The sequence below is a fragment of the Nakamurella panacisegetis genome (genome assembly GCF_900104535.1).
Lineage (GTDB): Bacteria > Actinomycetota > Actinomycetes > Mycobacteriales > Nakamurellaceae > Nakamurella > Nakamurella panacisegetis.
Genome location: NZ_LT629710.1, coordinates 2,891,463 through 2,911,906 on the forward strand (window position 1 = coordinate 2,891,463; position 20,444 = coordinate 2,911,906).

18 protein-coding genes are annotated in these 20,444 nt (G+C 70.1%); 13 read left to right on the plus strand and 5 right to left on the minus strand.

Annotated elements, in window-relative coordinates; genetic code table 11:
* Nucleotides 1-166 precede the first annotated feature (166 nt).
* On the plus strand, nucleotides 167-466 hold the full coding sequence (gene groES / locus BLS97_RS12870; protein WP_090476452.1) for a co-chaperone GroES: 300 nt from the start codon (nucleotides 167-169) through the stop codon (nucleotides 464-466).
* A gap of 120 nt (nucleotides 467-586) precedes the next feature.
* Nucleotides 587-2,209: a chaperonin GroEL gene (gene groL / locus BLS97_RS12875; protein WP_090476454.1), complete on the plus strand. Its 1,623-nt coding sequence runs from the start codon at nucleotides 587-589 to the stop codon at nucleotides 2,207-2,209.
* A gap of 508 nt (nucleotides 2,210-2,717) precedes the next feature.
* On the opposite strand, the gene BLS97_RS12880 is transcribed toward groL, so the two are convergent.
* On the minus strand, nucleotides 2,718-3,005 hold the full coding sequence (locus tag BLS97_RS12880; protein ID WP_090482118.1) for a WhiB family transcriptional regulator: 288 nt from the start codon (nucleotides 3,003-3,005) through the stop codon (nucleotides 2,718-2,720).
* 608 nt (nucleotides 3,006-3,613) lie between these two features.
* Here BLS97_RS12880 and BLS97_RS12885 point away from each other — a divergent pair.
* From BLS97_RS12885 to BLS97_RS12905, 5 genes are all read left to right on the plus strand, one after another.
* Complete coding sequence (locus tag BLS97_RS12885) at nucleotides 3,614-4,210, plus strand: response regulator transcription factor (protein ID WP_090476456.1); 597 nt, start codon at nucleotides 3,614-3,616, stop codon at nucleotides 4,208-4,210.
* A 196-nt stretch (nucleotides 4,211-4,406) separates the two neighbouring features.
* Nucleotides 4,407-5,009, plus strand: a complete 603-nt coding sequence (locus BLS97_RS12890) for a sigma-70 family RNA polymerase sigma factor (protein ID WP_090476458.1) — start codon at nucleotides 4,407-4,409, stop codon at nucleotides 5,007-5,009.
* Nucleotides 5,009-6,211, plus strand: a complete 1,203-nt coding sequence (locus BLS97_RS12895; protein WP_090476460.1) for a hypothetical protein — start codon at nucleotides 5,009-5,011, stop codon at nucleotides 6,209-6,211. The genes BLS97_RS12890 and BLS97_RS12895 overlap by 1 nt, the downstream gene beginning before the upstream one ends.
* Nucleotides 6,212-6,302: 91 nt before the next feature.
* Entirely contained in the window at nucleotides 6,303-7,841 is a 1,539-nt protein-coding gene (gene guaB / locus BLS97_RS12900) for an IMP dehydrogenase (RefSeq protein WP_090476462.1), read from the plus strand.
* 250 nt (nucleotides 7,842-8,091) lie between these two features.
* Nucleotides 8,092-9,219: a GuaB3 family IMP dehydrogenase-related protein gene (locus tag BLS97_RS12905; RefSeq protein WP_090476465.1), complete on the plus strand. Its 1,128-nt coding sequence runs from the start codon at nucleotides 8,092-8,094 to the stop codon at nucleotides 9,217-9,219.
* On the opposite strand, the gene BLS97_RS12910 is transcribed toward BLS97_RS12905, so the two are convergent.
* Nucleotides 9,220-10,242 (minus strand): magnesium transporter CorA family protein, encoded by a 1,023-nt coding sequence (locus BLS97_RS12910; RefSeq protein ID WP_090476467.1) that lies wholly within the window; start codon nucleotides 10,240-10,242, stop codon nucleotides 9,220-9,222.
* A gap of 388 nt (nucleotides 10,243-10,630) precedes the next feature.
* On the opposite strand from BLS97_RS12910, the gene BLS97_RS12915 reads away from it, so the two are divergent.
* Nucleotides 10,631-11,554, plus strand: a complete 924-nt coding sequence (locus BLS97_RS12915; RefSeq protein WP_197676161.1) for an ROK family protein — start codon at nucleotides 10,631-10,633, stop codon at nucleotides 11,552-11,554.
* Entirely contained in the window at nucleotides 11,551-12,681 is a 1,131-nt protein-coding gene (gene nagA, locus BLS97_RS12920) for an N-acetylglucosamine-6-phosphate deacetylase (protein ID WP_090476469.1), read from the plus strand. Before BLS97_RS12915 ends, nagA begins: the two co-directional genes overlap by 4 nt.
* Before the next feature lie 62 nt (nucleotides 12,682-12,743).
* Here nagA and BLS97_RS12925 read toward each other — a convergent pair whose 3' ends face one another.
* Nucleotides 12,744-13,010 (minus strand): DUF4031 domain-containing protein, encoded by a 267-nt coding sequence (locus BLS97_RS12925; protein ID WP_090476471.1) that lies wholly within the window; start codon nucleotides 13,008-13,010, stop codon nucleotides 12,744-12,746.
* Nucleotides 13,011-13,291: 281 nt separating this feature from the next.
* Between BLS97_RS12925 and guaA the strand changes: the two genes are divergently transcribed.
* Both guaA and BLS97_RS12935 read left to right on the plus strand, forming a co-directional pair.
* Complete coding sequence (guaA, locus tag BLS97_RS12930) at nucleotides 13,292-14,893, plus strand: glutamine-hydrolyzing GMP synthase (protein WP_090476473.1); 1,602 nt, start codon at nucleotides 13,292-13,294, stop codon at nucleotides 14,891-14,893.
* Between the two features lie 35 nt (nucleotides 14,894-14,928).
* Entirely contained in the window at nucleotides 14,929-16,116 is a 1,188-nt protein-coding gene (locus BLS97_RS12935; RefSeq protein ID WP_231988086.1) for a multidrug effflux MFS transporter, read from the plus strand.
* A gap of 316 nt (nucleotides 16,117-16,432) precedes the next feature.
* On the opposite strand, the gene BLS97_RS12940 is transcribed toward BLS97_RS12935, so the two are convergent.
* Both BLS97_RS12940 and BLS97_RS22880 read right to left on the minus strand, forming a co-directional pair.
* Entirely contained in the window at nucleotides 16,433-16,645 is a 213-nt protein-coding gene (locus BLS97_RS12940; protein WP_090476475.1) for a hypothetical protein, read from the minus strand.
* Entirely contained in the window at nucleotides 16,638-18,254 is a 1,617-nt protein-coding gene (locus BLS97_RS22880) for a PspC domain-containing protein (RefSeq protein ID WP_157695387.1), read from the minus strand. The genes BLS97_RS12940 and BLS97_RS22880 overlap by 8 nt, the downstream gene beginning before the upstream one ends.
* A 112-nt stretch (nucleotides 18,255-18,366) precedes the next feature.
* On the opposite strand from BLS97_RS22880, the gene BLS97_RS12950 reads away from it, so the two are divergent.
* Entirely contained in the window at nucleotides 18,367-19,776 is a 1,410-nt protein-coding gene (locus BLS97_RS12950) for an ATP-binding protein (protein ID WP_231988087.1), read from the plus strand.
* Nucleotides 19,773-20,426, plus strand: coding sequence for a response regulator (locus BLS97_RS12955; RefSeq protein ID WP_090476477.1), 654 nt, complete (start codon nucleotides 19,773-19,775; stop codon nucleotides 20,424-20,426). Before BLS97_RS12950 ends, BLS97_RS12955 begins: the two co-directional genes overlap by 4 nt.
* Nucleotides 20,427-20,444 lie beyond the last annotated feature (18 nt).

The window sequence follows — 20,444 nt, forward strand, 5'->3', positions numbered from 1 at the left end:
GCACTCTCGTGGTTAGAGTGCTAGTTGAACGGTGCAACGACGGTCCGGCTCCCGCGACGACGGTCCGAAGGCGCACGGTTGGGTCGATGCCTCGCAACATGGGCCCGCACAATCGAAAAACCATCCGCAGCAACCTTTCACAACCCCAGAAGGGGGAGATCACATCGTGGCGAGCGTGAAGATCCAGCCGCTCGAGGACAAGATCCTCGTCCAGGCCAACGAGGCCGAGACGACTACCGCGTCCGGCATCGTCATCCCTGATACCGCCAAGGAGAAGCCCCAGGAGGGCACCGTCCTTGCGGTCGGACCGGGCCGTGTCGACGACAACGGCAACCGCGTTCCGCTGGATGTCGCTGAAGGCGACGTCGTCATCTACTCCAAGTACGGCGGCACCGAGGTCAAGTACTCGGGCCAGGAGTACCTGATCCTCTCGGCCCGCGACGTGCTGGCCAAGGTCACCAAGTGACGTTTCGTCACTGAGTTCCCCCTGCGCCCCGATCCTCCGCATTCGTGCCGGGTCGGGGCGCAGGTGTTTCACGCACCTGACGCACATCCCGAACACCCCTGACGAAGGACTGGCATATCCATGGCGAAGCAGATCAGCTTCGATTCGGCCGCTCGGTCCGCGCTGCAGCGCGGAGTCGACAAGCTGGCCGACGCAGTCAAGATCACTCTCGGCCCCCGCGGCCGGTATGTGGTGCTGGACAAGAAGTTCGGTGGCCCGACGGTCACCAATGACGGTGTCACCATCGCCCGCGAGATCGACCTCGACGACGCCGGCGAGAACCTGGGCGCGCAGCTGGCCAAGACCGCGGCGACCAAGACCAACGACGTGGCCGGTGACGGCACCACGACCGCCACCGTCCTGGCCCAGGCCCTGGTCACCGAAGGCCTCCGCAACGTCGCCGCCGGCGCCGATCCGCTCGCGCTCCGGTCCGGCATCACCAAGGCGGCCGACAAGGTCATCTCGATCCTGGAGTCGCGGGCCACCCCGGTGGTCGGGGACCGCGCCGCCATCGCGCAGGTCGGCACCATCGCCTCCCGCGACGAGCACATCGGCGACCTGCTGGGCGAGGCCATCGACAAGGTCGGCGCCGACGGCGTCGTCACCGTCGAGGAGCACGGTGGCCAGACGGTCGAGCTCGAGTACACCGATGGCGTGCAGTTCGACAAGGGTTACATCTCCCCGTACTTCGCCACCGACCCGGAAGCGGCCGAGGCCGTTCTGGAGAATGCCGGCGTGCTGCTGGTCCGCGACAAGATCTCCGCCCTGTCCGACCTTCTGCCGCTGCTGGAGAAGGTCCTCGCCGAGTCGAAGCCGCTGCTCATCGTGGCCGAGGACGTCGAGGGCGAGGCTCTGTCGACCCTGGTCGTCAACGCGATCCGCAAGACGTTCAAGGTGGTGGCGGTCAAGTCGCCGTACTTCGGTGACCGACGGAAGAACTTCATGCAGGACCTGGCCATCGTCACCGGGGCCGAGGTGGTCTCCCCGGAGGTCGGGCTCAAGCTCAAGGATGTCGGGCTCGAGGTCCTGGGCACCGTCCGCCGCGTGACGGTCACCAAGGACGGCACGACCATCGTCGACGGCGGCGGTTCGGCCGAGGCGATCAAGGATCGCGCGGCCCAGATCAAGGCCGAGATCGACGCGACCGATTCCGACTGGGATCGGGAGAAGTTGCAGGAACGGCTGGCCAAGCTGGCCGGCGGTGTCGCGGTGATCAAGGTCGGGGCAGCCACCGAGACCGAGGCCAAGGAACGCAAGCACCGCATCGAGGATGCCGTGGCCGCCACCAAGGCCGCCGTCGCTGAGGGCATCATCGCCGGCGGCGGTTCCGCGCTGGTCCACGCCTCGCTGGAGCTGGACGAACTCGAGGCCCAGCTCGGCGGCGACGAGGGCACCGGCGTGGCCATCGTGCGTCGTGCTCTGCGTGCGCCGGCCTACTGGATCGCGGCGAACGCAGGCAAGGAAGGCGCCGTCGTGGTCAACTCGATTGCCGAGCTGCCCGTCGGCCACGGGTATGACGCGGCCCGTGACGAGTTCACCGACTTGATCGCGGCCGGGATCATCGACCCGGTCAAGGTGACGAAGTCGGCCGTCGCGAACGCTGCCTCCATCGCCGGAATGGTGCTGACCACGGCCAGCACCGTCACCGACATCCCCGAGGACGCGCCGGCGGCGACCGGTGGCCACCACGGTCACCAGCACTGACCGCACAGCACTGAACGGAGGCGGCGCCGCCGGAAGGCGGTGACCTCCCGCCGAAGAGCGGGCAGCCCGGACATCGGTCCGAGGTTGCCCGCTCTTTGCGTTCCAGGCGCCGGCGTCCGACAGCCTCGGGTGGTGGCCCGGGCCCAGGTCCCCCGCCGTCCTCACTCCGACGGGGCCCATCGGAGCGATTGTCCTGTCATGTGAGGCATTGCGGTTCGTAGTGCATGCGCAGGGTCGTATGACGGACGCCGATAGGAGCGAATTTCAACTGTTGGAGTGATGGCCGCCGCGCGCGATGGGGTGACAGACCGGTTTGGACTGGTCTAATGTCGTGGCCATGCCGCAGAAGTGGCCCGCCGTCCCTCGCCGGAGCGCAGTCGCCCCGGGCGATGTGCACGATTGTGCGCTGAGGGGGCGGCCGACGGGCGGCGCCGGACACGGGGCCATGCCGCGGCGGCGCGACCCCAGCGGTACTGATCCCCCGGCCGGCACCGGGGGTGGGCGAATCTCAGCCGGCCTGCACCGACAGCGCCAGGATCTGCTGGCGTTCTCCCTCCGAGAGGCCCCCCCAGATGCCGTACGGCTCGTGGACCTCGAGGGCATGAGCCCGGCAGGCCGCCAGCGCGGGGCACTCGTGGCAGACGGCCTTGGCGGTGGCCTCGCGGCGGGCTCGGGCCGGGCCGCGTTCCCCCTCGGGGTGGAAGAAGTAGGAACTGGCCATTCCGCGGCAGGCGGCGTGCAGCTGCCAGTCCCACACGTCGGCATTGGGTCCGGGAAGACGCCTGGTATCGGCCATCGTGATGCCCACCTCCGTCGCTCGCCCTCATCGACATCTGCGGTGCCGGCAAGCGCGGTCAGGATGGTCCGGCAGGGTGCCCGAACTCAGTTCCGCTCTGGTCGCATCCGCATTGATATCGACGCTGCTGTGATCTTGACCCTAGGCCCCATCGGGCGTCGCATCAAGAGTGGATCATCCGGCGACGAAGATCGACTTCCCGGCGGCGCGAACACCGCAAACGCGTCTTGCCCGACCTTTCGAACACGAGGCGTAGGGGGTCTAACCCCCGATGATCGGGTCCGACGGGTGATGAACGGGTGGTCGGCGGCCTCGAATTGGGGATGCGGCGCGCGCTCCGTCATCACGATTGGGTATCGGCCTGAGGAATCGTCATACACAGAGCTACACCACACCTACACTCCGTCAAGGTTGTCAATCTTTTTGTCATGGTTTGCCCGAATGTGTCCCAAAAGTGAACTTCGGTTGTCCTCGAACGGGCGCCACTCGGTCGTGGAGCTCCGGGAACTGCCGACAACTAATACCCCCGCCCGCTCGGTTGATGCCGACCGACGGGTGAAATCCGCCGGCCGGCTCCTGGCCGACGACGATCTGGAAAGAAGGCTGACGTGACGAGCGTGCTGATCTGCGACGAACGCCGGAGTGCTCGTGACGGTTTGAACCGGGTCATGGCTTCCGTTCCCTCGGTGTCCGGGATCGACTGTGTCGGGAGCGGGGACGAACTGCTCAGCCGCTACGGACGCGAAGCCGCGGACGTCGTCCTCATCGGGACCCAACGGGCGCTGACCAGTGGAATCGAGGCGACCCGGCGTCTGCTCGCGATCCATCCGTCGGCCGTGGTCATCGTGTTCGGCTCGCCCGACGACACCGCATCGATCGCCGCCGCCATCGCGTGCGGCGCCCGTGGATTCCTGCGATGGGACGCGACTCAGCCGGAGATCGTGGCGGCCCTGGCCGACACGCTCACCAGTCCGCGCATCCCCTCGCCCCGCGATGCGGTGGACGGTCAGGCCCAGCTCACCGAGCGTGAACTGCAGGTGCTGCGGGGGATGAGCCAGGGCCAGTCCAACGGAGAGATCGGCAAGGAGCTCTTCCTCTCGGAGGACACCATCAAGACCCATGCCCGCCGTCTGTTCCGCAAGCTCGGCGCCCGCGACCGGGCGCAGGCCGTGGCGGTCGGCTTCCGCCGCGGCCTGGTCGCGTAGCGGGTTCATCGCGCGAGCCGCCCTCGGGCCGGCGGATGCGGCCCCGAGGGACCCTGTCCGCTGGGTCACCGGCCGGTTATCATCGACCCCACACGACCTCGGCGGATCGTGAACGACACCGGGCGTGCGCTGCACGGACCGGCGGGCAACGGCGGGGACACCTGCCGGTCATGTAACGGACGGACCTGTTACAACGATGGACCAGGTAGAGGACGCGAGAGACGGCGCCGGATTCGATTCGGTGGTCGACAGTGCTGTCGGTGGGGACCGCGCAGCGCTTGGCGTCCTGCTGGCCCGCGTTCATCCACTCATAGTCCGCTATTGCCGTTCCAGACTGTCTGCCGGACACCGTTCGCTGTCAACCGCTGATGATGTAGCGCAGGAGGTGTGCATGGCCGTGGTGACGGCATTGCCCACCTATCGACGTGACGGACGCCCATTCCTGGCCTTCGTGTACGGCATCGCCGCGCACAAGGTGGTGGACGCGCATCGCGCGGCCGGCCGGTCCAAGTCGATCCCCGTGGCCGACGTCCCCGAGACGACCAGCAACGATCTCGGACCCGAGCAGAACGCGGTTGACGCCAGTGTGGCCGGCACCATGGCCTCGTTGCTCGGCACCCTGCCGCCGACGCAGCAGGAGATCCTGCGTCTCCGGGTTGCCGTCGGCCTGTCGGCCGAGGAGACGGCCGACGCTCTCGGCATGACGGCGGGCGCTGTGCGCGTCGCCCAGCACCGGGCCCTGACGAAGTTGCGGACGGTGTTGGAGAGTAACCACAGCCTGCTCGAGCAGGTGGTCTGATGGGCCGGCACAGGGCACCCGAGCTCGGGGCCGGGCGCGGCTCCGTGGTGTTGATGGACACGGCGCGGTCGACGCGTGCCCGTGCGGCCTCCGGTGACACCGCCGGCGTCGACTTCTCCGTGGCCGAGGCGGTGATGGACGACCTGACGCTGATCACCGCCGACGACCTGCTCCTTGACCGCATCGCGGCCGGGCAGGGCGATGTGTTCCCCGAACCCGCCACCGGCGTGCGTTCCGGTCCGGGAGGGCTGGCCCCGTTGCTCGCCACGTGGCGGGCCGACATCGTCGATCCCCAGTGGCCCGATGCGCCGACCGTCGACGAGGCGATCAGGGCCGCGGCGCCGAAGGCCAGGCCCGCCCGACGCGCACTGCGCCCGATTCTCGGTGTCGCCGTGGCGATCTCGGCCCTGTTGTTCGGGTCGGCGGCGATCGGCGCGCAGCACGCGCAGCCCGGCGACGCGCTGTGGCCGTTGGCCCAGGTGCTCTACGCCGACCACGCGACCTCGGTACAGGCGGGGCTCGCGGTGAAGGCATCGCTCGGTATCGCTCGCGACGCGCTGGTCCAGCATCAGCCGCAGAGTGCCCTGGTGGCCCTGACCTCGGCCTCGGGTGAGGTCCAGAAGGTGCTGACGACCGACGGCAAACAGGCCCTGCAGGACGACCTGACCCGACTGTGGAACGAGGCGACCAACAGCCTGCAGGCCACCGTGTCCGGGTCGTCGCCCCGCCCGACGATTCCGGACGTATCGCGACCGGTCGTGGCCGGGACCTCGAAACCTTCGGCCGGCACCACCCGCGATTCCGGCGTCCCACCGGCGACGGCCGCCGATGCCGGGCGCGGCACCGGATCGGGTTCCGCCTCCGTCCACCCGTCGACCGCAGCGGCTCCGACCGTCCCGGCCCGCACCACCGGACCGTCCAGAGCGACCGTCGTCCCGCCCCCGGTGGTGATCCCGCGCACCACTGTCGTCACGCCCGCGCCGACCACGGCGTCCGGCCCGTCGGGCACCGATGCCACGACCACGCCCGACCCCAGCCCCTCGACGTCGCCGTCGTCGACCGATCCGGGAACGACGGCCGGCTCTCAGGCGAGCACGGAGACCTCGACCACCTCGGAACTGCCGACGCAGACCCAGACCCCGGACGGCCAGACCACCGCCGTAGCGCCGCAGGACGTTTCGGCTGCTGACATCACCACGTAAGGACAGTGAGTCCGGGGCCGCTCCCGACGTGCGGTCCTCGGGGCCGCCGACGCGCCTAGACTGACGCAAAGGATCGCCAGGAAGGCTTTGCATGTCAGACCGTTTTGCACTCCCGAACAACTCCGCCGGCTCCGCTGCCCCGACGGACGACAAGTTCTCACTCATCGGGCTCACCTATGACGACGTGTTGTTGCTGCCGGACGCGTCCGACCTGGTCCCCAGTGAGGCCGACACCCGCACCCGGCTGACCCGGAACGTGTCGCTGAAGATTCCGTTGGTCTCCTCGGCCATGGACACCGTCACCGAGTCGAGAATGGCGATCGCCATGGCCCGGCAGGGTGGGATCGGCGTGCTGCACTACAACATGCAGCCGGAGAACCAGGCCACCCAGGTGGAGATCGTCAAGCGGTCCGAGGCCGGAATGGTGACCGATCCGATCACCTGCTCACCGGACGCCACCATCGGCGAGGCCGACGGCATGTGCGCGATGTTCCGGATCTCCGGCGTGCCGGTCACCGACGCCGAGGGTCATCTGGTCGGCATCATCACCAACCGGGACATGCGGTTCGAGGTGGACATGTCGCGGCCCGTCCGGGAGGTCATGACCCCGATGCCGTTGGTGACCGCCCCCGTCGGATGCACCGCGGACGTGGCTCTGGGCCTGCTGCGCAAGCACAAGATCGAGAAGCTGCCGCTGGTCGACGGGGACGGCAAACTGCGCGGCCTGATCACCGTCAAGGACTTCACCAAGACCGAGCAGTACCCGAACGCGACCAAGGACCGTGACGGCCGCCTGCTCGTCGCCGCCGCGGTCAGCGTCGGTGATGCCGCCCACGCCCGGGCCATGGGCTTGGTCGACGCCGGGGTCGACGTCCTGATCGTCGACACCGCGCACGGACACTCCCGGGCCGTGGCCGACATGGTCGCTCGGTTGAAGAAGGACCTGGTCGGGCGGCACGTCGACGTCGTCGGCGGGAACGTCGCCACCCAGGCCGGTGCCCAGTCGCTGATCGACGCGGGTGCGGACGCGGTCAAGGTCGGGGTCGGCCCCGGCTCCATCTGCACCACCCGGATCGTCACCGGTATCGGTGTTCCCCAGGTGACGGCGATCCACCAGGCGGCCAAGGCGTGCCGGCCGGCCGGCATCCCGCTGATCGGTGACGGCGGGCTGCAGTACTCGGGCGACATCGCCAAGGCGATCGCGGTCGGCGCCGACACCGTGATGCTCGGGTCGCTGCTGGCCGGCGTGTCCGAATCGCCGGGCGAGCTGATCTTCGTGAACGGCAAGCAGTACAAGAGCTACCGCGGTATGGGTTCGCTCGGCGCGATGCAGTCACGCGGCCAGACGAAGGCGTACTCGAAGTCGCGGTACGGGCAGGACGACGTGCTCTCCGACGACAAGCTGGTCCCGGAGGGGATCGAGGGCCGGGTCCCGTATCGCGGCAAGCTGTCCGACGTCACGCACCAGTTGATCGGCGGTCTGCGCGCGGCCATGGGATACACCGGTTCCCGGACCATCGCCCGCCTGCAGGAAGCCAGCCTGGTCCGCATCACCGCAGCCGGCCTCAAGGAATCGCATCCGCACGACATCACCATCACGACTGAGGCGCCGAACTACTTCGATCGCTGAGGGTCGGACGGGACGGGTGGGCGTCGGGTACCGGTGCGCGCCGGGCCCCGTTGGGCGCCGGGCCCCGTTGGGCGCCGGGCCCCGTTGGGCGCCGGGCCCCGTTGGGCACTTGTAATGTCTGGTCGTCACTCGTCATGCCGCCGGCGGCATGACGAGTGTCCACCAGCACTACGGGTCGCGGAGTTGCCGTCCTCCGGTCGTACGCCGTCCACGCCTCGTCCTCAGATCCAGCAGAACCCAGGAGCACACCTTGAACGAGACCGTTGAGATCGGCATGGGCCGCACCGCCCGCCGCACGTACGGGCTGGACGACATCGGCATCGTGCCCTCGCGGCGCACCCGTTCGTCCTCGAAGGTGTCGACGTCCTGGCAGATCGATGCCTACCGGTTCGAGATCCCGTTGATCACGGCGGCGTGCGACGCGGTCGTGTCCCCGGCCGTTGCCACCCAGGTCGGCAAGCTCGGCGGACTCGGCGTCATTGACGGGGAGGGCTTGTGGGCCCGCCACGCCAACCCGCAGAAGGTCATCGACGGCATCGTCGCCCTCGGCCCGGACGCGGAAGCCACCGATGTGCTGGCCAAGCTGCAGGCCGCCTACGCCGAGCCGGTGTCGATCGACCTGCTGACCGAGGCCATCGGGACGCTGCGGAACGGCGGCTCGACGGTCGCCGTTCGGCTGTCGCCCCAGAACGCGGCCACGCTGGCCCCGAAGGCCATCGCCGCCGGGGTCGAGATGCTGATCATCCAGGGCACCATCGTCTCGGCCGAGCATGTCCAGGACGACGGCGAGGCGCTGAACCTCAAGTCGTTCATCGCCGATCTGGACGTCCCGGTGATCGTCGGCGGTGCCACCAACTACCAGACCGCCACCCACCTGATGCGGACCGGCGCGGCCGGCGTCATCGTCGGGACCGGCAGCGGCAGCCACGCCACCACCTCCGAGGTGCTGGGCATCTCGGTGCCGATGGCGACGGCCATCGCCGACGCGGCGGCGGCCCGCCGCTCCTACCTGGACGAGACCGGCGGCCGGTACGTGCACGTCATCGCGGCCGGGGACCTGCACACCAGCGCCGACATCGCCAAGGCGATCGCCTGCGGCGCCGACGCCGTCATGCTGGGGGAGCCACTCACCGAGGCCAAGGAAGCTCCCGCCGGCGGCTGGTTCTGGCCCACCACCGCGGCCCACCCGATCCTGCCGCGCGGTTTCGCCGGGCCCTGCGGTTTCGCCGACGTGCCGCTGGAGCAGTTGTTGCTCGGCCCGGCGGTCAGCGCGGACGGCACCAGCAATCTCTTCGGCGCTCTGCGCCGGGCGATGGCCAAGTCCGGCTACTCCGACCTGAAGGAATTCCAGAAGGTCGGACTCACCGTTCGCGGCTGATCAGATCCAGTCGCGCCGACGGAGCGTCACGAACAGGGTGAGCACCGCCGTGATCATCACGACGAAGGCGATCAGGAAACCGACCTCGGACTGAAATCCCGGATAGGGCACGTTCATTCCCATGAATCCGGTGATCAGGGTCGGGACGGCGATGATCGCCGCCCAGCCGGTCAACTTCTTCATCACCGTGTTCAGATGGACGTCGGCCAGAGCCAGGTTGGTCTCGTACATCGACGAGATGACGTCCCGCAGGCCGTCGGCATTCTGGCCGGCGTGTTCGGCGTGGTCGGCCACGTCGGAGAACTCCCGGACGCTCCGGAGCCCGAGGAGCCGTTCGGCATCGTCGGTCGGCTCTGGGTCGTCGGTGTTGTGCCGGGCCGCGGCCCGGCCGGCCGCATTGGCCAGGCCGGCGGCGATGTCACGCATCGGGGTGGTGACGCGGCGCAGGTGGGCCAGCGCGCGCCGGACGCGGAACGCGTACAGCTGCTCGGCCTTGATCAGCGGTCGGTCGTCGAACAACGTCTCCGACAACTTGTCGACCGCGTCCTCCATGACCAGCAGGACGGCCGTGATGGCGTCCACCACGGTGTCGACGACGGCGTGCAGGGCGGCCGGTATCCCGTCGGACAGGATGGCCGGGCCGCGCTTGCGCAGGACGTCGGCCAGTTCGCGGCAATGCTCCTCGTCGGTCAACACGATGACCGCACGAGGACCGGCCAACACCGAGACAGGCAGCGCCGTCAGTTCGCCGGTGGTGACGTCGAAGGACACCCACCGCAGGACGGCGACCAACGTCGAGTCGATCCAGTCGAGTTTCATCGGCTCCCGCTCGCCGAGGATGTCCTCGATGGCCAGTGCATCGATGCCGAGGTGCGTCGCCGCCTGGTCGAGTGCGTCCGTCTCGTGCCGGGGCAGGAACAGCCATGCCTTGCTGGTCGGATCGGTGCGCAGCAGTTCGCGCACCTGCGCGGCCGAATCGTCGGCCTCGAGGAATCCGTTGTCGTTCCATGCCTGTCCGCTCATCCGGTCAGCATGACGGATGAACGGCACGACCTACGATGGGGCCGTGAGATCGCGCCGGTGGGCGGCCGGAGCCGCGGCCTGGACCGTTGTGTTCGTCGTGCTGGCCTACGCCGTGTTCGGCACGAGTTCGTTGACCAGCGTCGACTTCCCCACCCCGGATTGATCCCCGATGTCGCACTGGGGTGCGGCCGGGTCGGCCCGGACGGAACCGTACTCGGCCGGACACGTATTCGCGGTTCCCCCGATGCTCGCTCGGCCGGCACTTTGCCGGCCGAATAATCGGCTTGTTCCGCCCCGCGTCAACGGTCGAACCCGGGCCGAGCGGGCCGACGCTCGGCGCCCGCTTGACCGGCCGTTCACGAACGCCCCGGGCGGTAGCATCCGCCCTGTGAATTCCTTGGTCGCGGCCCTCGACGTCGGTGGTACCTCGATGAAGGCCGGCCTGATCGACCGGTCCGGCCGGGTGCAGGCGGAGATCCGCCGGGCCACCGGGGTCGAGCACGGTCCGAGGGCGGTGGTCGACGGCATCGTCGGCCTGGCCCAGGAGCTGGTGGACACCGCGGGCGCGGCCGCGGCCGGTGTCGGGCTGTGTGTGCCCGGTACGGTCGACTCCGCCACCGGGATCGCCCGTCACGCCGTCAATCTCGGCTGGACCGACGTGCCGTTCGCGGCCCTGGTGAGCGAACGCACAGGCCTGCCGGCGGTGCTGGCCCACGACGTCCGCACGGCGGTGCTGGCCGAGGCCCGGATCGGGGCCGGCGTCGGTGCCGGCTCGATGTTCTTCGTCGCCATCGGCACCGGGATCGCCGGCGGGTACGCCCGGGACGGCGAGGTCGACGACGGGGCGGCGGGTCTGGCCGGCGAGATCGGGCACCTGGTCGTGATCCCCGACGGCCCGCCCTGCCAGTGCGGCAACCGGGGTTGCCTGGAGGCGGTGGCGTCCGCGTCGCGGATCTCCACTCGCTACGGCGCGCTGACCGGACGCACCGGCGTCTCCGCCCAGCGCATCGCGGAACTGGTGGTAGCCGGAGAACCGGCGGCCGGACAGATCTGGGCCGAGGCGATCGATGCCCTGGCCGATGCGCTCGCCGCCGCGACGGTGCTGATCGACCCGGGCACGTTCGTCATCGGCGGTGGCCTGTCGTTGGCCGGGCCGACGCTGATCGATCCGCTGGCAAAGGCGCTGGCCGGCCGGCTGACGTTCCGTTCCGCCCCGCCGCTGCGGCCCAGCACCCTGGGTGACCGCGCCGGCATGCTCGGGGCCGCGTTGCGGGCCTGGGACCTGGTCGATTCAGCGGCGGTGGTCTCGTGACGACCTGGTCGCTGACCGGCGGACGGGTGGTGACCCCGGACGGCGTCGTCGACGGCGCGGTGGTGATCGACGGTGAACACATCGCCCGGATCGGGGTCGCCGAGGGCGAGATCCTCGACGTCACGGGTCGTCTGGTGCTGCCCGGATTCATCGACCTGCACGTCCACGGGGGCGGCGGCGCCACGTTCGACGACGGCGCGGCCTCGATCGCGACCGGCCTGGCCACGCACCGGGCCAACGGCACCACCCGGTCGCTGGTGTCGCTGGTGACGGCGCCGGCCGCGCAGATGCTGGGGACGATCGGCGTGGCCGCCGAGTTCGCCGCCGGTCATCCGGGCGTGCTGGGCCTGCACCTGGAAGGGCCGTTCCTGTCCGTCGACCGCCGCGGCGTGCACGACCCGGCCTCGCTGTTGATGCCCGATCCTGCTCTGCTGCAACGGTTTCTCCAGGCCGGGGCCGGACAGGTCGCGGTCGTCACGCTCGCGCCCGAACTGCCCGGCGGTCTGGATCTGGTGCGTCAGCTCGTGGCGGCCGGGGTCCACGCGGCCGTGGGGCATTCCGACGCCGGGTACGACGTGGCACGGCAGGCCTTCGCCGCCGGCGCCGACCTGGTCACCCACGCCTTCAACGGGATGCGGCCGCTGCACCATCGGGACCCGTCGATCATCGGCGCGGCGATGGACGCCGGGGTGGTGCTGGAGGCGATCAACGACGGCGTCCACCTGCATCCGGCGACGGTGCGGCTGCTCCGCTCGATCGCGCCGGGACGGGTCGCGCTGATCACCGACGCCATGGGCGCGACCTGCTCGGCTGACGGCATGTACAAGCTCGGCGCCTTCGACGTCCGGGTCGCCGGGGGAGAGGCCCGGCTGGTCTCCGACGGCACTATCGCCGGCTCCACCCTGACCATGGCCGTCGCCGTGCAGCGTGCGGTGCAGCAGGTCGGTCTGTCCCTGGTCGAGGCGGCCAACGCGGCCTCGCTCGTCCCGGCCACCCTGCTCGGTGTGGACGACCGCTTCGGGTCCGTCCGACCCGGTCGCGCCGCCGATCTGGTGATCACCGATGCCGAACTGAACGTGCAGGCCGTCCTGCAGGATGGGGCCTGGGTCGACGACCGCCGGCCCTGAGGCCCCAGGGCCGGTCGCGGTCCCGTGGCCGGTGCGGCGAGACATCTGTGGTCCTGCTGGCGTCAGCGCCGGTCGCGTTTCGGTTGGCGCAGGCCGGCTGATGTGATGCGGCGCAACAGCTCGCGCGAGTCGACGGCGACCGCGCCGGCGGCCACCAGTGTGTCGTAACGCTCGCCCGGCACGTCGTAGTGGTCGTGGTCGAAGCCGCGTTCGGGAATGCCCTGGGCCGCGGCGAACGCGTGCAGCTCGGCGTAGGAGTGATCGCTGACCAGATGTGACCAGATCCGCCCGTGGGCCGGCCAGCGCGGTGGGTCGATCAGGATGGCCATCGTTGAATTCTGCCCCGCCCGGTCCGTCCCTCCGACCGCCGTCAGGCCCCGCGTCCCAGCGGCGGTCGCGCACGCGTCGGTTAGACTGCTGCGCAGCTGACCGACGACGGTGGCTAGGGTTCCGCTCCGCACCTTTCGGAGGCTGGTCCGAGCGCCACAAGCACCAGCGGTGAGATCGCCGCGGGAGCCTCACCTCCGGGACAAAAGCCCAGGGAGGGACCGGTTGCGCGCGCGAGCACCATCCGTGTGCCGACACCGGCCCCACCCGAAAGGCGTCAACCGTGACAGAGCCAGCAACACCCGAGAAGCGCGAGGCACCGGCCAACGATCTCGAGGCGCACCCCGTCCTGGTGGTCGACTTCGGAGCCCAGTACGCCCAGCTGATCGCCCGCCGCGTCCGCGAGGCCGCGGTCTACTCCGAGATCGTGCCGTCCTCGATGTCGGCCAAGGACATGCTGGCCAAGTCGCCAGCGGCCGTCATCCTGTCCGGCGGCCCGTCCAGCGTCTACGCCGAGAACGCGCCGCACCTGGACTCCGCCCTGTTCGATTCCGACGTGCCGATCTTCGGGATCTGCTACGGCTTCCAGGTGATGGCCACCGCCCTGGGCGGGCACGTGGCGCAGACCGGTCGTCGTGAGTACGGCGCCACCGAACTGACCGTCACCGATCCCGGATCGGCTCTGCTGCAAGGACTTCCGTCGACGCTCGGGGTCTGGATGAGTCACGGCGATTCGGTGTCCGAGGCGCCCGAGGGCTTCGCCGTGACGGCGAGGACCGCTGATACCCCGATCGCCGCCTTCGAGAACATCGGGCGGCGCATGGCCGGCGTGCAGTACCACCCAGAGGTGCTGCACTCCGAGCAGGGCCAGGAGGTGCTCCGCCGATTCCTGCACCAGGTGGCCGGCATCAAACCGGACTGGACGGCGGGGGAGATCCTCACCGAGCAGGTTGAGCTGATCAGGGCCAAGGTCGGCACCGACAAGGTGATCTGCGGCCTGTCCGGCGGGGTCGACTCCGCGGTGGCCGCCGCGCTGGTCCACCGGGCCGTCGGCGATCAGCTCACCTGCGTCTTCGTCGACCACGGGCTGTTGCGCCGGGGCGAGCGCGAACAGGTGGAGAAGGACTACGTCGCCGCCACCGGCATCAAGCTGGTCACCATCGACGCACAGGAGCGGTTCCTGAACGCGCTGGCCGGCGTCACCGACCCGGAGACCAAGCGCAAGATCATCGGCCGTGAGTTCATCCGGGTGTTCGAGCAGGCCGCGATCGGGGTGTCGGCCGAGGAGGGCGGCGTGAAGTACCTCGTCCAGGGCACGCTGTACCCGGACGTGGTCGAGTCCGGCGGAGGCACCGGAACGGCCACCATCAAGTCCCACCACAACGTCGGGGGATTGCCCGACGACCTGACGTTCTCCCTGGTCGAGCCGTTGCGCACGCTGTTCAAGGACGAGGTGCGGCTGCTCGGGTACGAGCTCGGCCTGCCCAAGGCCATCGTCGGGCGGCATCCGTTCCCCGGCCCCGGCCTGGGCATCCGGATCATCGGCGAAGTCACCTTCGACCGGCTCGAGGTACTCCGGGCGGCCGACGCCATCGTCCGGGAGGAGATGACGGCGGCCGGCGTTGACGCGCAGATCTGGCAGTGCCCGGTGGTGCTGTTGGCCGACGTCCGCAGCGTCGGCGTCCAGGGTGACGGACGCACCTACGGCCACCCGATCGTCCTGCGCCCGGTGTCCAGCGAGGACGCCATGACGGCCGACTGGTCCCGGCTTCCGTACGACCTGCTGGCCCGGATCTCCGGACGGATCACCGGCGAGGTGCCGGAGGTCAACCGGGTGGTGCTCGACGTGACGAGCAAGCCGCCGGGGACCATCGAGTGGGAGTGACTCCCGCGCGGGAGTCCGGTCGGAGCATCCCTCTGGTGATCACCCTGGGGGCGTTGTCGGCCTTCGGCCCGCTGTGCATGGACATGTACCTGCCGTCCCTGCCCGAGTTGTCGGTGTCGCTGTCCTCGACCGCGAGCGCGGCCCAGCTGTCGCTCTCGGCGTGCATCGTCGGGCTCGGAGCCGGGCAGCTGGTGGTGGGTCCATTCTCCGACCGCCTTGGACGCCGACGGCCGCTGCTGATCGGTCTGCTGCTGTTCGTGGTGACCTCGGCCCTGTGCGCCGTGACGACGTCGATGGCCTTGCTGATCGGGCTGCGGCTGGTGCAGGGCGCGGCCGGAGCCGCCGGAATCGTACTGTGCCGGGCCATCGTGGCCGACCGGTTCACCGGAAAGGCGGCGGCGTCCTACTTCTCGACGATCGCCGCGATCAACGGACTGGCCCCGATCATGGCACCGGTGTTCGGCGCCCAGGTGTTGCGTATCGGCACCTGGCGCACCGTTTTCTGGGTGCTGACCGGGATCGGTGTGGTGTTGACCGTCCTGGCTGTGTGGTTGGTCCGGGAGACGCTGCCGCCGGAGCGGCGTTCACGGGAAGGACTCTCCGGAACGTTCCGCACCTTCGGCCGGCTGCTGACCGACCGGGTGTTCCTGGGCTACGCCATCGCCGGGTCCACCGTGTGCGCAGCCATGTTCGGCTACATCTCGGCCTCGCCGTTCCTGCTCCAGGACGGATTCCACCTGTCCCCGCAGACCTTCTCGTTCTGCTTTGCGGCCAACGCCTTCGGCATCGTGGCGACGAGCAGTCTCGGGGGTCTGCTGCTGCGCCGGACGACGTCCGTGGTGCTGATGCGCTGGGGCGTCGGGCAGTGCGTCGTCGGTGCCGCGATGCTGGCCGCCGCGTTGCTGGCCGGAACGACGCTGCCGTGGCTGCTGGTGTCCCTGTTCGTCATGGTGTCGTCGGTCGGGTTCGCGCTGCCGCACGCCTCCGTACTGGCGATGGATCGGCACCGCACGGTGGCCGGCGCCGCCTCCGCGCTGATCGGTGCCTTCCAGTACGCGTTCGGGGCGGTCACCTCGAGGCTCGTCAGCTTCGGCGACAAGACGGCCGGAACCGCCTTGGCCTTCACCGCACTCGGGGCGGCTGCGCTGGCCGTGGCCGGCTTGCTGATGGCCCGGCGAGGATCACCGGCACTCGAGCCGGCCCGGGTCGCGGCTTCGACCTGAACGCAAAGACGGCTCTGAATTCGAAACAGCCCTGATCGGGAAGCAGCCCCGAGCGGGACGGATCTCTGAACGGGAACGGCCTTGAACGCGAAATGGCCCGGGCACCGAAGTGTCCGAGCCATTTGCCGTTGTGCCGTCGAAAGGAATCGAACCCTTCGCATCGCCCGTGCTCGACTGCCGTGCCCGGAGGCACCGTCTGCCGATGGAGACCACCTTCGCATCCAGGGCCGGCAGATTAGTTTAACAGGCGAACGAGGTGGTCTATTCCCGCCGGGTCCCCGGGGCCGGCGGGACCCGGCGGGAACAGACCCGACCGTCAAGATCGGGAGCGGCGACCGGGCAGGGCACCGACCAGCAGAGACAGCCCGATCAACGCGATCACCCCGGCCACGATCCACTTGGCGCCGGCGTTCAGCAACCACCACGGGTTACCGCTGAGGCCGATCGACGCGACGGTGAGGAAGACCAGCGACATGATCACGCCGATCACGTTGACCGGCCGGCGGGTCGGAGCGGTGGTTTCAGGCATCGGTCTTCACCTCCGCGAACCCGGCGTTGACCTTGACGATGACGTTCAGCCGGCCGGCGTCGGCGCTGGGTGACTGGCGGACGGTCGTCTGCTGGTTCACCCCGCGGATCGAGTAGCCCAGGCATTGGGCCTCGCCGACCTTCGTCTCGCAGGTGGCGGTGACGTTCATCGTGGTGGGTACGGTGACGTCGGCGTGGCCGGCCTTCACCTGGATGGTCACCGTCCGTTCGGCGCCCTTGGGAATCGTCGGCAGGGCCGACAGATCCAGGTTGAACTCGCCCGCCTGGGCCACGTAGCTGTCCTGCAGCTGCGCGATCGCCGTCGGGCGCAGGTCGGTCTGGCCGTATCCCGTGGTGCCGCTGACGCCGGTCACGGCCAGGGCCAAGGTCACCAGGGAGAGGAAGACGCCCGGCCCGATCAACGAGTAGCCGCGTCCCCGCAGGGCCGAGATCAGCAGGCCGAGTCCCAGCACGCCGAGCGAGATACCCGCCACCTGAGCCCACGTCAGGACCCACCACCCGGCGAACACCCCGGCCGCGGTCAGGCCGCCGATCAGGAGCGTCGCCCCCATGGTGACTCGGGCGATGACGCCACCGGATCGGTGGGCCGGCGCCGGCGCCGGTGCCAGCGGGGTCGGCTCGGGCAGGTCCCAGGCGAACGGGGCCACGCCCAGCGGGTCCCAGGCCGGGGGAGTGCCGAGATTCATCGGATCGTCGCGGGCCGGATCGGCCGGCGTGGTGCTGGGCTTCGTCATGTTGACACCGGAGGTCTGGACGCCGGAGGTCTGAGTCCCGGGAGTCTGGGCGCCTGGGGTCTGGGCGTCGGGGGTCTGGGCGCCGGCGGTCTGGGTGCCGGGGGTCTGGGACCGGGGGGCCGGACGGTCGACCCGGGTGGACGAATCGGGCGCGTCCCAGAACGCGGGCCGCTGGAACGGCGAATCGGCCGGGTTGTCCGACGACGCTGCGCCCCACGGGTTCCACTGACCCCATCCGCGACCGCAGCCCCGTCCGGCCCGCGCGGCGCTGCGGGCGTTTCCGCGGAAGGTGTCGGCCCACTGCTCGGCCTGCTCGGACCACGCGCGCACCTGCTCGTCGGTGCGCCGGGCCCAGTCGGCGGTACGGGGCCCGCTCCAGTCCCTTCCGGGACCGCTCCAGCCGTGGAAGTGACCGCGCCGGCGCATGACGGCCAGCACGATCACCCCGCCGATGGCCAACGGCAGGAACGGCCGTCCCCAGGAGAACATCCAGAACGCGCTGATCACGGCGATCACCCCCAGGCCGACGGCCAGGGGCGGGGGCACGGACGACCGGCCGCGGCCGAGCAGCGCCTCGGCCGCCGAGACCTCGTCGCCGTCGGACGGCAGGAACAGCCAGCCCAGGACGTACAACAGGCCGCCGAACCCGCCGAAGATGGTCAGCACCACGAAGGCGACCCGAATCAGGATCGGGTCGATCCCGAACGCTCGGCCCAGACCGCCGGCCACGCCGGCGATCTTCCGGTCGCCGGTCGAACGACGCGGACGCCGGAGCCATCTCTCGTTGCGCGGGCGGTCGCTGGTCGGGCTCTGCGGGCCCGCCGCGCCGGAGCCGGAGTTCCACTGATCGGTCATGGCACAACCTTGCCGGTCACCGGGCGCGTGGACCATCGGGGATACCCCTGGTTTGTTCGGCTCAGGGTGATCCCCCATACCCCCGTCGCCGCCCACGTGTGACCCTGGTGGGGTGAGTTCACACAGTGCGTTCGGCGGCCCCGGCGGTGAGAGCACCCAGGCCGCCCCCGGGTTCTCGGCGCCGGATCCCGGTGACCGCGTGGACCGGCCGCCGCCGGGGGGCGTGCCCGGCCGACTGCCGTTTTCCTTCGAGGGTGACGAGCCGGAACTGACGCCGGACGGTATCCCGCGTCTGACCCGTCGTCGTGACGGATCCATCGTCGGGGGCGTCGCCGGCGGGGTGGCCGAACACCTCGGAGTGCCGGTGCTCGCCGTCCGGGTCGCGTTCGTACTGATGGCCCTGATGGCCGGGGCGGGCGTGCTCGCCTATGCCCTGTTGTGGATCTTCGTACCGCCTCGACGAGTCTCTGGGGTAGCTACCTCGTCGCCGGTGGGTGGGGTCGAACGCCGTCAGGCCATCGGGATCGCCGCCCTTGGTGTTGCCTTGATGATCGGGGCCACCGCCCTCGGGTTGGGCGCGGTGCTGGGCTGGGTGCTCGGTCCGCTCGGGCTGGCCGCTCTCGGCGGTGCGTTCATCTGGCGGGAGGCAGACGATGCCCGCCGGGCCCGCTGGCGGCGGACGGCCGTCGGCATCGTCGGCCCGACCCGCGGAACGGCCTGGCGGTTGGCCGGCGGTGCGGCCCTGGTCATCGGTGGGCTGTCGGTCTTCGCCCTCGGGCAACTGGACTTCACCGCCGTCCGGTCCGCGTTGATCGCGGTGCTGCTCACCCTGGTCGGCGTCGCCATCATCACCGTGCCGTGGTGGATCCGGCTGGTCCGCGACCTCGGCAACGAACGTCAGGGCCGCATCCGGGAACGGGAACGAGCCGAGATCGCCGCCCACCTGCACGACTCCGTGCTGCAGACCCTGGCCCTGATCCAGCGTCAGGCCGGCGACAGCCGGGAGGTGGTCAGGCTGGCCCGCGGGCAGGAACGTGAACTGCGCACCTGGCTGTACGGACCGGCCGGATACATCGCGCCCGACGGACAAAGTGCCGCCCCGGACATGACGTTCGCCGCCGCCCTGGCCACCGCGGCCGGCGAGGTCGAGGACACCTACGCGCTGGCGGTGGCCCCGGTGGTGGTCGGCGACGCGACCATGGACCCGCACCTGGCGGCGCTGGTCGCCGCCTCGCGCGAGGCGATGGTGAACGCGGCCAAGCACTCCGGCGCTCCGGAGATCAGCGTCTACGCCGAGATCGAGAACGGGACGGCCGCAGTCTTCATCCGCGATCGCGGGGCCGGATTCGAGGTCTCGGCGGTCGAGACGGATCGGCGTGGCCTGGCCGAGTCGATCCGGGGGAGGATGGAGCGGCACGGCGGGAAGGCCGTGGTCCGTTCAACGCCCGGGGAGGGCACCGAAGTGGAGTTGCAGATGCCGATCGTGGCCAGGACGGCCCCACCCGAGAGCGCCCCCGCATGACGGTCAGCGTCTTCCTGGTCGACGACCATGCGTTGTTCCGGACCGGTGTGAAGGCCGAACTGGCCGGGCTGGGCGATGACCGCATCGAGGTGGTCGGAGAGGCCGGGTCGGTGGCCGAGGCCGTCGTGCGGATCACCTCCAACCCGCCGGACGTGGTGCTGCTGGACGTGCACATGCCCGACGGCGGTGGTCGTGCCGTCCTGGAGCAGGTGCACCGGAGCCTGCCCGCTGTCGTGTTCCTGGCCCTGTCGGTGTCCGACGCCGCCGAGGACGTCATCAACGTCATCCGGGCCGGCGCCCGCGGCTACGTGACCAAGACCATCTCGGGACCCGAACTGGCCGACGCCGTGGTGCGGGTGTCCGGTGGGGACGCCGTCTTCTCGCCCCGGCTGGCCGGGTTCGTGCTGGACGCGTTCTCCGACCGCCCGGGCGGCGCGCCGGTGTCGGACCCCGAACTGGACATGCTCTCGCCCCGCGAGCGGGAGGTGCTCAAGCTTCTGGCCCGCGGTTACGCCTACAAGGAGATCGCGTCGCAGCTGTTCATCTCGGTGAAGACGGTGGAGACCCATGTGTCGGCCGTGCTGCGCAAGACGCAGAAGTCCAACCGGTACGAACTCTCCCGCTGGGCCACCGACCGCCGCCTGGTCTGACCTGGCCGGCGCGCCAGG

What these genes read in the sequence shown, in the direction of transcription:
- BLS97_RS12940 (WP_090476475.1), bottom strand. Translation starts at nt 16,645, where the DNA reads ATGCCTGAAACCACCGCTCCGACCCGCCGGCCGGTCAACGTGATCGGC.
- guaB (WP_090476462.1), top strand. Translation starts at nt 6,303, where the DNA reads ATGTCAGACCGTTTTGCACTCCCGAACAACTCCGCCGGCTCCGCTGCC.
- BLS97_RS12895 (WP_090476460.1), top strand. Translation starts at nt 5,009, where the DNA reads ATGGGCCGGCACAGGGCACCCGAGCTCGGGGCCGGGCGCGGCTCCGTG.
- BLS97_RS12910 (WP_090476467.1), bottom strand. Translation starts at nt 10,242, where the DNA reads ATGAGCGGACAGGCATGGAACGACAACGGATTCCTCGAGGCCGACGAT.
- BLS97_RS12880 (WP_090482118.1), bottom strand. Translation starts at nt 3,005, where the DNA reads ATGGCCGATACCAGGCGTCTTCCCGGACCCAATGCCGACGTGTGGGAC.
- BLS97_RS12955 (WP_090476477.1), top strand. Translation starts at nt 19,773, where the DNA reads ATGACGGTCAGCGTCTTCCTGGTCGACGACCATGCGTTGTTCCGGACC.
- BLS97_RS12890 (WP_090476458.1), top strand. Translation starts at nt 4,407, where the DNA reads ATGGACCAGGTAGAGGACGCGAGAGACGGCGCCGGATTCGATTCGGTG.
- BLS97_RS22880 (WP_157695387.1), bottom strand. Translation starts at nt 18,254, where the DNA reads ATGACCGATCAGTGGAACTCCGGCTCCGGCGCGGCGGGCCCGCAGAGC.
- groL (WP_090476454.1), top strand. Translation starts at nt 587, where the DNA reads ATGGCGAAGCAGATCAGCTTCGATTCGGCCGCTCGGTCCGCGCTGCAG.
- BLS97_RS12925 (WP_090476471.1), bottom strand. Translation starts at nt 13,010, where the DNA reads ATGGCCATCCTGATCGACCCACCGCGCTGGCCGGCCCACGGGCGGATC.